The following is a 14,564-nucleotide window of genomic DNA, read 5'->3' as shown; positions in this document are numbered from 1 at the left end:
AATGAGGCAGGATCTGGTCGGTTTCGTTGGAACCTCCAGCGATGTGATGGCCTCAGTCTTCAAGCGGAATTTTAAATGTTACAGAACCAATCAGCTGGCAAGATCAGCGCTGCGACTTCCATCGGGAGTATCTCCATTGTTTTGTGGGGCACGCTTGCTGTGCTGACCAAGCTGACCGGTGATCAGTTTCCGCCGTTCCAGTTGCTGGCCATGACGTTTACGGTGGCGACGCTCACACTCTCCGGCAAGCTGTTGACGGGAAAGGCTGATGTGCGTTCTGCCTTCAAGTTGCCTCTGTCCGGCTGGTTGCTTGGTGTTGGCGGATTGTTTGGCTTCCATGCGCTGTACTTTGTTGCTTTGCAGAATGCGCCTGCTGTTGAAGCGGGACTGATTGCCTACATCTGGCCGTTGCTCATTGTGTTGTTCTCTGCCCTGTTGCCGGGAGAGACCATTACAAGGTGGCATGTTGGCGGCGCTCTTGTCGCTCTTGCTGGGTATTGGGTTTTGCTTGGCTGGGACAGTTCAGCAGGCAATCTGCAGTGGGAGTACGTTGTTGGCTATGTGGCAGCGGCGGGTTGTGCGTTGATCTGGTCCAGCTATTCTGTTTTGAGCCGACTGATCAAGACCACCTCTTCTGATGCCGTGATCGGCTATTGTGCTTTAACTGCCGTGTTTGGCTGGCTCGCGCATTTCCTCTGGGAGACCACAGCTGTCCCTCAGGATCTTACACAAATCATCGCCGTGATTGGTTTGGGTCTTGGGCCCGTGGGCATTGCCTTTTACACGTGGGACTTTGGCGTGAAGCACGGCAACGTGCAGCTGCTCGGCGTCCTCGCTTATGGTGCGCCTTTGATCTCAACGCTTCTGTTGATCGCGTTTGGAGAAGGCACCCTTGCCGCTAACATCGTAATCGCAGCACTGGCGATTGCAGGCGGGTCCTTGATCGCGGCGAAGAGAGTGGCCTGATATTCAGGCCAAATTTCGCTGCATTTCTGGCACTATTATTCTCCATTACTCGAATCGCAAGGCTTTTCAATAGGATGTTTTATGAGCAATAATAGTATTAAGTTTTATCAGGATAATGCCAGCGAGTATGCGACACACAAGAACCTGCCTAACTCTATGCTGTTTCCATTCCTCAAACACTGTAAAGCAGGCGGACGCATCCTGGAGCTTGGGACGGGTGCGGGTGTTGATGCCCTAGCCATTCTTGAAGCAGGCTTTGAGCTTGATGCGACTGATGGCTCATCAGAGTTGGCAACTCTGGCGACCCAACGGCTTGGTCAGGAAGTCAAGGTCATGATGTTTAACGAGCTGGCTGCAACGAATACCTATGATGGCGTGTATGCGTGTGCCTCGCTGACACATGCCTTGAGAGAGGATCTGCCTTCTATCTTCGAGAAGATCTATCGCGCTTTGGTCTCAGGAGGTTCAGTATGGGCCAGCTTCAAAGTGGGCACTCATGATGGCACTGACAGCTTTGGCCGCTACTACAACTACATCTCAAAAGAAGAGCTGAATACCCTTTGGAAACAGGCTGGCCCTTGGTCTTCTATAGCCTATGAGAGTTGGGAGGGCAGCGGGTTCGACAAAGCCCCCACCAGTTGGGTCGCGATTACTGCTTCCAAGTGATTATTGAAGCACGACCGTTGTTGAGACGCTGTTCGGTTGAGCTTGCAGGAGACCATGGAGACTTTCCAAACCATAGCACCAAACGTGAGGTCAGTTGGGCGACTTTCTGCCGCTGACAAGCACGGAATACTGCCCGTCATTGGCCAAGCTCCCGAAGAACCATTGCTAAGTGAGTTAGCCAGTGTTGCAGAAGAACTTCACACTCAGTTGGGCGAACAGTTTCACAGTCTGGCTCTTCGCGGCTCGGCCTCTCGGAAAACCTTTGTCAAAGGCGTTTCAGATGTAGACTTGATCATCTTTGCTCAAAGTCCAGAAGTTCCAAATCTGTTTCCAAGCCATTGGATCACTCAGACATCAGATATCGATTTGGAATGGATCAAGCCTGAAGATTTTCTGCTTTCCACCAAGTATCGCTGGCTGAGGTTTTCACTCAGTTTTTCGGGATATTGCTTTGGACCGCAAAATATTCTGAATAAGCTGCCTGCCCCATCTCTTGGACCGCACGCGATCGCCCACCTTCATGGAGTCCATAAATGGGCTGCATCCTGGCGAACTCATTTCGATGACGCTCAAACCGGTGCTGAGCGCAAACGCGTATGCAGCTGGTTGATGAAGCGAGTTATCCGCTCACTGTTTGAAGCAGAAATGTTAGCCTTGAATGTTTACTCCCGAGATATCTTCCCATGCGCAAACATCGCCTCCTCTGCCTTTCCGCAGTATTCGTCGATGATCTGGCGAGCAGCAGAACTTGCGATAGCACCGTCTTCTGAGTTTCAAAGCATCTCTGAAGTTGCCGGGACCCTGCTTCCGTTCCTGCTCAAGTTACAAACAGAGCAAAGATTGGGGTGCTTCAATCCCGCTTCCCTTGAAAGAACGTTTTGAGCATTGCGGCTGAATCTGTTTCGGCGAGGCCGGAGTAGACGTCGGGGGTGTGGTGGCAGGTTGGGGAGGAGTAGAAGCGGACGCCGTGGTCTACGCCGCCGCCTTTGGCATCCCCTGCCCCATAATAGAGTCTGCGGATGCGAGCGAAGGAGATGGCAGCGGCACACATTGGGCATGGTTCCAGCGTGACGTAGAGGTCACAGCCTTCCAACCGCTGAGAGCTGAGCTGCTTTCCGGCTTCGCGAATGGCCAGCACTTCTGCATGTGCAGTGGGGTCATTCAGCTCCAGTGTGCGGTTGCCCGCAGAGGATAAGACACTTCCATCTTTTACAACAACACAGCCAATGGGGACTTCGCCGCGCATTTCTGCTGCGCGCGCTTCCTCCAATGCCAGATCCATAAAAGTAGAGTTCAATGTGGGCGTCTTCATGGGGGCCAAGCTAGTGCGTATTGCTAAAAAGTGGAAGCAGGTTTTGGATAAAGACACGCAAAAACAAGAGATAAAGCGGTTTAACAAGCGCCAGCCCTATGCAAAGCGCAAATGTCCAGATCACTCAAGCTGTCATCATTTATGAAAGTGTCAGGTGAGTCTGAGCCAAAAAAATCAGAAAAAAATTCGAGAGTCTGCTTTTGCCCCTTTGCCAACTGGCGCCTCTTAGGTTATGACCGGAGCAGAGCACGCCCGCGTTTTGAATGCATCCACGCGTCGCGCTCCGTTTTCTTTTTATGAGTGAATTCTTATCGTCTGGTTCTCTGCAATCAAACGGAACGCGCTCTAACGACATTCGAATATTGTGTGGCATCTGGCAGACTGCTGGGCAGCCAAGGCGGTGACGCCTATGCGAGCTCATCCAGTGTATCTGATCAGAGTGTAGAAAGTTAAAGGCCCCGGTTCGCCGGGCAAGAGCCAATGAAAAACAGCGGTAAAAAACCATCTAGCTCCCCCCGCAAATCTGGCGAGCAGACCAAAAAATCCTCCGGCGACAAAAAACCAAATCAGACAGTCACCGTTGCAGGCGAACGTATTGCCAAGGCAATGGCACGTGCTGGTCTGTGCTCTCGCCGTGATGCAGAAACATGGATTGAAGCTGGCCGTGTCAGCGTCAACGGCACCGTGCTGGAAACACCAGCTTTTACCGTTACCCAAAAAGACAAGGTTGTCGTTGATGGCAAACCTCTGCCAACCCGTGAGCGGACGCGCCTCTGGCTGTTCCACAAACCACGTGGCACGGTAACCACGAATAAAGACCCTGAGGGTCGTAAAACTGTTTTTGACATCCTGCCTGCTGACATGCCACGCGTTGTGACTGTTGGCCGCCTGGACATCAACACCGAAGGTCTGCTGCTGCTTACCAACGATGGTGGCCTTTCCCGCGTGATTGAACTGCCTGCAACTGGCTGGCTGCGCCGCTACCGCGTGCGCGCCTACGGCAAGGTGACTCAAGAGCAGCTGGATGCCCTGAAAGACGGTGTTGCCATTGACGGTGTTCTTTATGGCGCTATTGAAGCGACACTGGACACTGAAAAAGGCGACAACGTTTGGCTGACCATTGGCCTGCGTGAAGGCAAGAACCGCGAAGTGAAGCGTATTCTTGAGCATCTTGACCTTTCCGTGAACCGCCTGATCCGCATTTCCTTTGGTCCGTTCCAGCTGGGCGACCTTGGTGACAGTGAACTGCAGGAAATCCGTGGCCGTGTGCTTCAAGACCAGCTGGGCGAACGCCTTGTTACTGAAGCTGACCTGGACTTTGACGCCCCTATCGTCAACCAGATGGATACCCGGACCAGCAAACAAGCCGAACTGAAGAAGAGAAAGAAATCTTCCGGTGGTGCCGGTGGTGGCTGGATCAGCGCAAAAGATGCTGCTGCTGTTCTTGCTAAGAACAAGAGTAAGCCACTGCGCCATGGCAGCGACCAGAAAGATAGTGGTGGTGAACGCTCTGAACAGAACCCGTTTGGTGACCGTAAGCGCGTTGGTGTGAAACCAACCTTTGGTGACCGCAAGCCTTCTGAAGACCGTGGTGAGCGTAAATCCTTTGGCGACCGTGATCGCGGTGATCGTAAGCCATTCGGCGATCGTGATCGTGGTGAACGCAAGTCATTCGGTGATCGTGACCGTGGCGATCGCAAGCCATTTGGTGATCGTGACCGCGGCGACCGCAAATCATTCGGCGATCGTGACCGTCAGGCTGGACCTTCCCGCTTTGGCAGCAACGAGCGTGGTGGTTACATCAAGCCGCGCCGCGTGTTCAGCGCAGACGGCAGCGTAGATACATACACTCCAAGTTTTGATGAGGACGAAGGCAGAACTGCTGCGAAGCGTAAGCCGGAAGAGCGTCGTTTTGGCACCCGCACCAAGCGTGGTGACTTCGATTTGGCTCATGGCGGCACAAAACGTTCAGCTGAGGCCGACGCTCCAAAACGTGACGGTGGTCGCGGTGGTGACTTTAACCCTGCAGACAATGCGCGTTATTCTGGCGATACCGGTCCAACACCGGGTGAGCGCCGCTTCTCCAACCGTCGCTCCCGCGATGATGCGCCTTCTGATGAAAAGCGTGGTGGTTTCAATAAGGGACCACGTGGCGATAAGCGCGAAGGCGGTCGTGATGGTGGTCGCGACGGCGAAAAGCGTGGCTTTAGCAAAGGCCCTCGCGAAGGTGGCCGTGATGGCGAAAAGCGCGGCTTCAGCAAAGGCCCTCGCGAAGGTGGCCGTGATGGCGGTAAGCCAAGCTTCAGCAAAGGCCCTCGTGAAGGTGGCCGTGATGGCGGCAAGCCAAGCTTTAGCAAAGGTCCTCGCGAAGGTGGCCGTGATGGCGGTAAGCCGAGCTTTAGCAAAGGCCCACGTGGTGGCGGCAAGAGCTTTGGCGGTGATAAAGCACGTGGTGGTCGCCCAGGTGGTGATCGCTCTGGCGCACCTCGTGGAAACAAAGGCGGCAGAAAATCGTGAGAATTGTTGCTGGACGCTTTCGGGGAACTGCTCTCGCTACGCCCAAGACACAAAACACACGGCCTACCAGTGACCGGATGAGAGAGACCATTTTTAATGTACTCGCTCATTCCTACGACAATCCGGTTCAGGACGCACGCGTTCTGGACCTGTTTGCAGGGACCGGCGCTCTTGGTCTGGAAGCGATGAGCCGTGGTGGCAAGTACTGCGTCTTTGTTGAAGAGGCCGTTGAGCCGCGTGGTCTGATCCGCCGGAATGTGGAGACCACCGGACTGATGGGCGCCACAAAGATCTTGCGACGTGATGCAACATCTTTAGGGGAAGCGGGAACCATTGCTCCGTTCGACCTGGTGTTTCTGGATCCACCTTACCGCAACGAGCTGGGCGAGAAGGCTCTGTCCAGCGCCGTGGCTGGCGGCTGGCTTAATAAAGGCGCCCTTTGCATCTGGGAAGAAGATGCGAGCGTTTCTCCAGTGATCCCTGACGGGTTTGAAGGGCTGGATGTACGCCATGCGGGCGACAGTCAGATCCTCATTCTCAGGTATCTCGGCGTGTAGCCCAGAGCGACCCTATATATAAAGAGTAGAAGAAGGCCTTTCCGATGTGGTTTCGGGAAGGCCTTTTTTGTTGCCCTCCCCTCTGTGTGCTGGATAGAGGACCGCCGTGATGTGTGAGTGCGCTCAATGATGGCGCAGGTGGGCGAGGACTGTGAGCAGAGGCGAGCTTGGGGTCTTCAGCCCGAACTGATTGAAGCAGGTCGTTGCTGCCCGGCATTCTGAGGTGATGACACCGTGTTGTGGCGGAGGATCTGGTCCGGTGTGGGTGGGCTGGAGGATGCATTGGCCCTCTGCCTCCTGAAAAACAGAGATTTGCGGGATTGAGGTTCACAGTTCGCATTGCAGCGCGTCAGTCCTCAAAAGAACGCAAACTTCCCCAAAACAACGCAAAATTCGAATACTTGTAAATACTATCACTATACTTATCATGGAGCATCACAACTCCCTGATACGGACCTCATTTGTGTCTATGATTCGAATGACGCAGCTTGCATAGGAAAAGGGCTCGCAAATCTGCGTAATGATTTTTTTAACGAATAATAACAATGGCTTAATTCGATAAAGAGCACCCCTGAAATGCGTTTGTTACATCTACCTAGTTTGGGATAAAAGCGTTGCAGGAATGAAACAGCGGTTTCGATTAGCTTGATAACTCTAGGTTATTTTTAGAGTTATTATTGCATCAACAAGCATGTGCTGGCATCAATTGCTGCAGGGAATTCGCGTACACAACAATAAAATTAGTTTTGCTTAGGCAGCATTTGGGCCGCCTTAAGTAGTTTTGTCAATAAACCTTGTTTGAGGAGTGGGTTTCTACCCGATTTAGGAGTCGAATTATGCGCCACTTTACAACTAGCGCCGCAGCAGCGCTTATGATGAGTGCCACTCCGGTCCTTGCAGCCGATCTTCCCGTTGCACCGGAGCCCGTAGAATATGTCCAGATTTGTGACGCCTACGGTACTGGATATTTTTATATTCCAGGCACAGATACCTGTTTGAGAATTCGCGGTCGTGTTCGTGCAGAATACCGTTTCAACAACTTTGGGGCGGCCCCAAGCGACTGGTCTGAGCGGACAAGAAATTCAACATCCACTCGTGCACGTGGCTACCTCCGCATGGACGCCCGAACTCAAACAGAATACGGCTTGCTTCGTGCTTACATTGATTTGTTCGGAACAGTCGACACACCTGGCTTTATTCAGGATGACAGCTCTGTTCCTAACGTGAACAACCCAGTCGGCTCTTTTGGGGTTGAACAGGACAACACTGTTATGACGCTTGATTATGCGTTCGTACAGTTTGGCGGTATGACCATTGGTCGTGCACAGTCCTTCTATGACTTCTGGACCGGTTATGCCTACGGTGCGATCACCACCGTTGCGTATTCTGACCAAAACCTCTGGCTTGCTGGTTATACCTTCGATTTGGGTAACGGCTTGTCCACCAGCTGGTCTGTGGAAGACAGAACAGCTCGCCAGCAGAACCTCTTTACTGGTGAATATCTTGACTCAACCGGATTTAACCAAGGCTACGGCGGCATGCGCTTCCCTGACCTTGTTGCTAACATCCGACTTGATCAGGGTTGGGGTTCCGCACAGATCATGGGTGCTCTAACTGAGATCCGTTATCTTGAATCTTACCCTTCTGGGTTGCTCGGCTGGGCCGTCGGTGGTGGTTTTGAATTTGACCTACCATTCTTCACTAGCACGCTCTCCGGTTTCCAGGGTGTTGTTCAGGCAACCTTCTCACAGGGTGCGCTTGGTTACGTAAACAGTGACTGGCAGAACGTAGTCTGGGATGCGACCTCACTTACAGATGGTGAAGACGGAATTGCAACCGGTTGGTCCATCGCATGGGGTTTCCAAGCTGACTTCTCTCCTGAGTGGAACGCAGCAATTCAGGCTTCTTTTGCTAACGCTCGCTCCAAGTTCCTTTGGAACCAAAACCAGTGGGATGTTGTCGGTAAGGTTGGCTGGACACCAGTTAGCGGATTCGAAATCGGTACTGAAGTTGCCTATCGAAACGTAGCGAATGGGAACCTTTACCCCGATAACTCTACTAACGGCGGTAACCCAACTCGCCCACTCGGCCAACAGGATATCATCTCAGTCCTGCTCCGTGTTCAACGGGACTTCTGAGGCCACATGTCAGAACCCATCGATTGCCTAGTGTAATCGAGAATACGAACTGGAAGAGGCGGATCATTGATCCGCCTCTTCTGGTTTTTGTCGTATAAATTAGTGGCGACCAAACAAGCGTTCGATATCGGAGAGCTTCAGCTCAATCCATGTTGGTCTGCCGTGATTGCATTGTCCTGACTTTGGCGTTGCTTCCATATCGCGAAGTAGATTGTCCATCTCTTCAGGACGCATTCTTCGCCCTGCTCTGATTGATCCATGACATGCCATTGTTGCAGCCACCAGATCCAACTTCTCTCTGATGCGGGTTGAGCTGTCGAACTCCGCAAAGTCGTCAGCAAGATCCTGCACAAGCGCTTTGATGTTAAGGCGTTTGAGCATGGATGGAGTTTCTCGCACTGCAATTGCCCCCGGCCCGAAACGCTCCAGAACAAGGCCAACTTCTTCAAGCTCAGGCGCACGCTCTTCTAGTCGTGCGACATCCTCTTCAGGGAGATCTACAATTTCCGGGATGAGAAGCATCTGCCGAGACACATCGCGCTTCGACAAATCCTCTTTAAGCTGTTCATATACAAGACGTTCGTGGGCTGCGTGCTGGTCTACGATGACCAACCCGTCTTTGGTTTGCGACACGATGTAAGTTTCGTGGATTTGTGCTCTGGCGGCACCAAGCGGGAAGTTTTCTCGGTCTTCCGGTAACTGATGTCCGTGGGCTCGCGAGTCTGCGGATGGCGCGTCGACCAGTTGGTAGGCCTGTGCGCCCTGCTCGTTCGCTGGCAACTGCGACTGATCCATTGGTGCTGAATATGGTGCATTGGCTTCCATCAGACCCAACTGCATTTCGCTGGATCCAACATCCGGGATATCTGCAGCACTCCACACACCTGTAGGACCTTCTTCTGGTCGATAGGACGATTGTTGCCATGAATAGTTTTGAGGGGCTTCTCTATTGCCTTGGGGCGTATGCATAGACGCACCGGAATGAACATTGAAGCCTGCGCTTTGTCCCATTGGGCGGATAGCGTTGATTGCAGATTGGGTGTTTGCTGTGGATGCTCTGAAGCCAGACTGAACGAAGGCATTCTTCAGTGCACCGATCATCAATCCACGAACCAGCTGACCATCTCGGAAGCGTACGTCTGCCTTTGCTGGATGTACGTTTACATCCACCTGGTGAGGGTCAAGATCAATGTTGAGCACTACGATCGGGTGGCGATCACGAGATAGCACGTCTGAGTATGCCGCTTTCAGGGAGCCTAGGAGCAACTTATCTCTTACCGGACGGCCATTAACGAAGAAAAACTGGTGCTGTGAGTTGGCGCGGTGGAAGGTCGGCAGGCCTGCATATCCGTACAGATGTACTCCTTCCCTCAGCGCCTCAATCTCCATAGCGTTCTTTGTAAACTCTGCGCCCAGTATTTGTCCGATCCGGGCGAGATCCGCATCATCTCCAGTGCAAGCTGGCAGTTCCAGCTGCCGGCGGTCTGATCCAGAGAGGGTGAACCTGACAGTTGGGTTTGCAAGAGCGATGCGCTTGATGATTTCCGTGATCGCGGTTGCTTCAGCACGGTCGGACTTCAGGAACTTCAGACGGGCGGGCACAGAGAAGAAGATATCTTTCACTTCTACGCGTGTTCCGGAGTTCAATGCAGCTGGTTCAATATCATTGTCCTGGCCGCCTTCAACTTCGATTTTCCAGGCGTGAGGTTCCGAGGCATGGCGTGTGGTTATTTCCAAACGTGAGATTGCGCCAATGGATGGCAGCGCTTCTCCGCGAAAACCCATAGTCCGGATGTCCATGAGATCATCTTCAGGCAGTTTGGATGTACAATGGCGGCGGACGGCGAGCTGAAGATCTTCCTTCGTCATGCCTGCACCATTGTCTGTGATGCGCAGCAGGCTTTTACCACCGGTCGCGGTGACGATCTCGATGCGCGTAGCACCAGCATCAACTGCGTTTTCAACCAGCTCCTTGACGACACTTGCAGGCCGCTCGATCACTTCACCAGCGGCAATTCTGTTAATTGTCGTATCGCTAAGTTGTCTTACCGCCATAACCGCTCCATCTCAAAGATTGTTCTGCATATACATGGCGCATCCAAATCATATTTGTGACAGAGATTTGCGCTCAGTATCAATGCAAGATGAGCAGTGATTATATCTACTTGTCGTCGCCACCTGCTCAGGCTATGAGGACTTGGCTCAACTCTACTCTTTTTTCAAGAGCGTATCCAAGTTTCCTCCAAGAGAACATCATATGAAGCAGCAATCCCCCATCACTGGCCTCAGCCAGATTGCAGATCAGTTCAACGGCATTCTATGTGATGTCTGGGGTGTTTTACATAATGGCGTGAGTGCTTTTCCGGCAGCAATTGACGCTCTTGAGAGCTATAAGACGCGTTGTGGCAAGCCTGTTGTTTTGATTACCAACGCACCGCGTCCATCCCATGAGATTGAACAGCATCTTCGCAGTTTGGGTGTTCCGCAGACCTGCTATGACTCAATTGTCTCGTCAGGCGATGTTGTTCAGGCTGATCTTCGAGCCATAGATCACGCAAAAGTCTATCATATTGGACCCAAAAAGAATCATAGCCTGTTTCATGGTGCAAGTTTTGACTTTTTGGAGCCAAATGCTGCGGACATTATCGTATGTTCAGGTTTGAATGACAGGCGCGTCGAAGAGCCTGAAGACTATCGTTCTCATTTTGAAGAGTTATTGAAGCTGGACCTGCCACTCATTTGCGCTAATCCAGACATTGTTGCTGAACAAGGCGACAAGTTGGTCTGGTGTGGAGGCGCACTCGCAAAGCTTTATGAAGAGATGGGTGGCCGCGTCATCATTACGGGCAAGCCTTTTCATCCGATCTACGATATGGCGCGGGCAGAGCTGAATGTGTACGCAGGCAGAGCGCTTGAAAAAACTGAAATTCTGGCAATTGGTGACGGTTTACCGACTGATATCAAAGGTGCAAATGCCCAGGGCATCCACGCTTTGTTTTTGACGGAAGGTATTCATGCAGCGGATCTGACAGGGGATGCCGAAGCCGTTGAAAGCATGCTTAAGGCAGAAGGCCTGCATGCGCACAGTTTTATGGGGCGCCTGAGCTGGTAAAACTAAAGCAGTTTGCACCATTTCAGGTCAACAAACTGCTTTTAGATTTCTTGTTTGTGGGCAGTGCCACTGACAAATTGATCGCAAGTAAAATCAGGCGAACAGCTTGTCGATATCGTCCTGCTGCACATCACCGAGCATAGCATCAATCTCATCCTGAGAGACGCCTTCGCCCTTGTGCTGCGGGCCATGGAGGATCAGCTCACGCTTGCGGCGCTCTTCATCCGTTTCTTCCCCGCCCTGTTCGTTATGAGCTTCTTGCTCAAGACGTAAACGTTCGACGAAGTTGGAAACACGCTCATCAATCGTATTCAGGGTGCTGACAACTTTAGAAATGCGTTGTCCAGTAATATCCTGAAACGCGCAGGCCTGAAAAATCTCCATAACCTGATTGTTGACGGTGTCCTGATAGGTCTGAGTGTCCTCAGGATCAGCTGCCATGATGGCCTCAGCTGCTTCCATGATTGAATGTGTTGCTTCCTCTGTTGAAGAAACAATAGCATCCAGCTCCCGACCAGCGTCAGGGATATGATTATCTCTCATATCTGCGACACGAAGCTTACTGATTTCGGCTTTCATCCGTGCAATTTCCGCGCCGATTTCTGCCAGTTCCACGGTCACTGCAGGTTGGATGTGCTCAATGATGTCCCCCATTGAACCTGTCATAACCTCTGCAAGGCCCATCACATCAGTTAGTGTGACTTCGCTAGATTTCTCACGGCTTTCTTCCAGAAAATCGATGAGTTGCTGAATATCAATTTTGGTCAAAACACTTCCCTTTGCCTGTGTAGGGAACGTCTCCTCCAGCAGGCAAAATCGCCTGCCGGGTCAGAGCTCTACCCGACCTTGTAACCGGTCAGTTGGGTGCACAGAAGGGTTTGGGGCGCTCTCGTTATCGCGTCCTCACCCCAGCCCATATTCTTCAATTGTGCGCAAAGCAAATTAGTCCGCGAATACCGCTTCGATTTTGCCTTTAAGAGTTTGCGCGTTAAACGGCTTAACGATGTAGTTGTTAACCCCTGCCTTTTTAGCAGCGATCACGTTTTCCGTTTTAGACTCAGCCGTCACCATAATGAATGGCGTCTTACTAAGAGCAGCATCCTGCCTGACCTGCTTGAGCAGTTCATAGCCAGTCATAGGTTCCATGTTCCAATCCGAGATCACCAGGCCGTAACGGCGCTGCTTCATTTTCTCGTAGGCCTCAGTGCCATCAGCCGCATCATCGATGTCCGCAAAGCCAAGTTGCTTCAACAAGTTCCGAATGATTCGAATCATGGTCTTATAATCATCGACAACCAGAATTGGCATCTGAAGATCAAGGGCCATGTACAACTCCATATTCTCAAGAGGCTGTCGTTGCCTCTCTGCTATACTCACGGCGACCACGACATTGTTCGGTCACACTGGACGCAGGTGTCCTTCCAAATAAAAGGGGTCCCCACCAATTCAACTTCGCGAAATTACCCGCCCTACGTTATAGTTAGGTTAATTTCTCCAATACGATTTCAATAATGCTAAAAGCCTAATTGTTTTTTAGAGGTCCGCTTACTAGCGTTTCCGCGCGTTTTACCGGCAATATTGCCTGTGGTTAATTCGAGGAAACACTATGCTCAGCCTTCGTCCACTCGCTTATGAAGACCTTTCAGTCGGCATGACCGAAGTTTTCGTAAAGCACGTCAGCTCTCAAGACATCGTAGGATTCGCAGAGGTTTCCGGTGACAGAAACCCAATCCATTTGTCGGAGCATTTTGCAGCAAAGACCCCTTTCAAAACTCGTATTGCGCACGGTCTTTACACTGCGAGCCTTATCTCAGCCGTACTTGGAACGCGATTACCGGGTCCAGGTGCAATTTATTTGTCTCAATCTTTAAATTTTCGCGCGCCTGTGTATATCGGCGACGATATTGAGGTGCGCGTGAGCGTTGCAGAGCTGATCGACAAAGGCAATCGCGCCCGGTTGGATTGCCAATGCCTGGTCGAGGGCAAGGTGGTTTTGGAAGGGGAAGCGATGGTCAAAGTCCCTGCCCGCGCCGACATGGATATTCCGCTTTAAGCTGAAATTCCTGCACAGGACTTGAAGTTTCTTGTGTCCGGCCCGGCAAACTCCATCTCAAGAGCTTGACGGGGCGGACTTCTCACGGCACCGTCTCGCAAAATTCTAGATGTTTGGAGTATGCTGCGCTCTACGCATTCGCGCGTCAGACTCTGAATCTCTCTATTCATGCGTATTTTAATCCGAAAACCGGAGCCACTTTTCGGTAATACGCTCAAGCGGGAAGTACAGTTCATGGGTGAGCCGATCAAACAGGCGCATTCTTTTCAGCATATTACCGACCTTGCGCAGTTTCCCGACAAACTGCGCGGCGGCGTTGTTGCTATTGGGAATTTTGATGGTGTTCATCGCGGACATCGGGCTGTCCTTGATTTAGCGCGTGATGAAGCTGCAAAGCGCGGTGTTCCGGCCCTCGCCATGACGTTTGAACCACACCCACGCACCTTCTTCCGGCCTGATCAGCCTGTGTTTCGTTTGACGCCTGCACATGTCAAAGCAGAGATCTTTGAAGCGGAACATCTGGATGGCGTGATCGAACTGCCCTTTACAAAAGAGTTTGGCGGTATGGCCGCTGAAGATTTTGTGAAGGACATTCTGGTTGGACGCCTTGGCATTTCCCAGAGCATCACTGGCTATGACTTCCACTTTGGGAAGGGGCGTCAAGGAACACCTGAGTTTCTTGAGCAAGCTGGTGAAGCCCATGGATTTGCCGTGACCATCGTTGGCGCAGAAGGTGACGAAGGGGGAGAGATCATCTCTTCCAGCCGTATTCGTGCCGCTCTTGCTGAAGGCGAACTGGCAGTGGCGAACGGCTTGCTTGGATATCGTTATTTTGTTGAAGCAACCGTTCAACACGGTGAGAAGCGTGGCCGCGAGTTGGGATACCCAACTGCGAACCTGAAGCTTGCCGATAATTGTGAGCTGAAAGAAGGCGTTTATGCCGTTCAGATCAAAATTGACGGCGTGATGCATGATGGTGTGGCCAGTTTTGGTCGTCGTCCAACTTTTGATGATGGTGCACCGCTGCTTGAAGTGCATGTGTTTGACTTCACTGGTGACCTCTATGAAAAGCCAGTCACAGTCTGCTTCGTCGGATTTATCCGTGCCGAACTTAAATTTGACGGTATTGAAGCCTTAATTAGCCAAATGGATCAGGATAGCGCTGAGGCGCGGGCAATGATTGCCTCCATGCGACCGCTCTCTCATCTGGACCAAATGCTCAATGCCGACGGGTAGTCACCCC

13 protein-coding genes are annotated in these 14,564 nt (G+C 51.9%); 9 read left to right on the top strand and 4 right to left on the bottom strand.

The features are described 5' to 3' along the window. Positions 1 to 75: 75 nt before the first annotated feature. From PsAD46_RS07810 to PsAD46_RS07800, 3 genes are all read left to right on the top strand, one after another. Entirely contained in the window at positions 76 to 966 is an 891-nt protein-coding gene (locus PsAD46_RS07810) for an EamA family transporter (RefSeq protein WP_063306548.1), read from the top strand. A gap of 81 nt (positions 967 to 1,047) precedes the next feature. Beyond that, positions 1,048 to 1,632 carry a class I SAM-dependent methyltransferase gene (locus tag PsAD46_RS07805; RefSeq protein ID WP_057462248.1) on the top strand — a complete coding sequence of 195 codons (585 nt, stop codon included), beginning with the start codon at positions 1,048 to 1,050 and terminating at the stop codon, positions 1,630 to 1,632. A 54-nt stretch (positions 1,633 to 1,686) separates the two neighbouring features. Beyond that, a complete protein-coding gene (locus PsAD46_RS07800) occupies positions 1,687 to 2,514 on the top strand; it encodes a hypothetical protein (RefSeq protein ID WP_063306547.1) in 828 nt (275 codons plus the stop codon). Here the strand turns inward: PsAD46_RS07800 and PsAD46_RS07795 are convergent. After that, positions 2,483 to 2,914 (bottom strand): nucleoside deaminase, encoded by a 432-nt coding sequence (locus PsAD46_RS07795; RefSeq protein WP_063298790.1) that lies wholly within the window; start codon positions 2,912 to 2,914, stop codon positions 2,483 to 2,485. The genes PsAD46_RS07800 and PsAD46_RS07795 overlap by 32 nt on opposite strands. A gap of 510 nt (positions 2,915 to 3,424) precedes the next feature. Between PsAD46_RS07795 and PsAD46_RS07790 the strand changes: the two genes are divergently transcribed. The 3 genes from PsAD46_RS07790 to PsAD46_RS07780 all read left to right on the top strand — a co-directional run bounded on the left by PsAD46_RS07790 (position 3,425) and on the right by PsAD46_RS07780 (position 8,156). Then, positions 3,425 to 5,461 carry a pseudouridine synthase gene (locus PsAD46_RS07790; protein ID WP_063306546.1) on the top strand — a complete coding sequence of 679 codons (2,037 nt, stop codon included), beginning with the start codon at positions 3,425 to 3,427 and terminating at the stop codon, positions 5,459 to 5,461. Beyond that, on the top strand, positions 5,458 to 6,018 hold the full coding sequence (gene rsmD / locus PsAD46_RS07785; RefSeq protein ID WP_063287173.1) for a 16S rRNA (guanine(966)-N(2))-methyltransferase RsmD: 561 nt from the start codon (positions 5,458 to 5,460) through the stop codon (positions 6,016 to 6,018). Before PsAD46_RS07790 ends, rsmD begins: the two co-directional genes overlap by 4 nt. Positions 6,019 to 6,854: 836 nt before the next feature. Then, positions 6,855 to 8,156 (top strand): porin, encoded by a 1,302-nt coding sequence (locus PsAD46_RS07780; RefSeq protein WP_063287172.1) that lies wholly within the window; start codon positions 6,855 to 6,857, stop codon positions 8,154 to 8,156. A gap of 99 nt (positions 8,157 to 8,255) precedes the next feature. Here PsAD46_RS07780 and mutL read toward each other — a convergent pair whose 3' ends face one another. Then, the gene (gene mutL, locus PsAD46_RS07775; protein WP_063306545.1) at positions 8,256 to 10,211 is read right to left on the bottom strand and encodes a DNA mismatch repair endonuclease MutL; all 1,956 of its coding nucleotides are present in this window, start codon (positions 10,209 to 10,211) and stop codon (positions 8,256 to 8,258) included. Between the two features lie 202 nt (positions 10,212 to 10,413). Between mutL and PsAD46_RS07770 the strand changes: the two genes are divergently transcribed. Further along, complete coding sequence (locus PsAD46_RS07770) at positions 10,414 to 11,268, top strand: TIGR01459 family HAD-type hydrolase (RefSeq protein ID WP_063306544.1); 855 nt, start codon at positions 10,414 to 10,416, stop codon at positions 11,266 to 11,268. 93 nt (positions 11,269 to 11,361) lie between these two features. Here the strand turns inward: PsAD46_RS07770 and PsAD46_RS07765 are convergent, their stop codons facing one another. Together PsAD46_RS07765 and PsAD46_RS07760 are read right to left on the bottom strand one after the other, a co-directional pair. Beyond that, positions 11,362 to 12,036, bottom strand: coding sequence for a protein phosphatase CheZ (locus PsAD46_RS07765; RefSeq protein ID WP_063287169.1), 675 nt, complete (start codon positions 12,034 to 12,036; stop codon positions 11,362 to 11,364). Between the two features lie 174 nt (positions 12,037 to 12,210). Continuing rightward, a complete protein-coding gene (locus PsAD46_RS07760; RefSeq protein WP_063306648.1) occupies positions 12,211 to 12,594 on the bottom strand; it encodes a response regulator in 384 nt (127 codons plus the stop codon). Between the two features lie 280 nt (positions 12,595 to 12,874). Between PsAD46_RS07760 and PsAD46_RS07755 the strand changes: the two genes are divergently transcribed. Together PsAD46_RS07755 and PsAD46_RS07750 are read left to right on the top strand one after the other, a co-directional pair. Next, positions 12,875 to 13,321: a MaoC family dehydratase gene (locus tag PsAD46_RS07755; protein ID WP_057464057.1), complete on the top strand. Its 447-nt coding sequence runs from the start codon at positions 12,875 to 12,877 to the stop codon at positions 13,319 to 13,321. A gap of 234 nt (positions 13,322 to 13,555) precedes the next feature. Further along, positions 13,556 to 14,557, top strand: coding sequence for a bifunctional riboflavin kinase/FAD synthetase (locus tag PsAD46_RS07750; protein ID WP_057464073.1), 1,002 nt, complete (start codon positions 13,556 to 13,558; stop codon positions 14,555 to 14,557). Positions 14,558 to 14,564 lie beyond the last annotated feature (7 nt).

It is taken from the genome of Pseudovibrio sp. Ad46, assembly GCF_001623065.1.
Lineage (GTDB): Bacteria > Pseudomonadota > Alphaproteobacteria > Rhizobiales > Stappiaceae > Pseudovibrio.
Note: the sequence above shows the minus strand (reverse complement) of the source record. Positions and strands in the feature narration are given on the sequence as shown.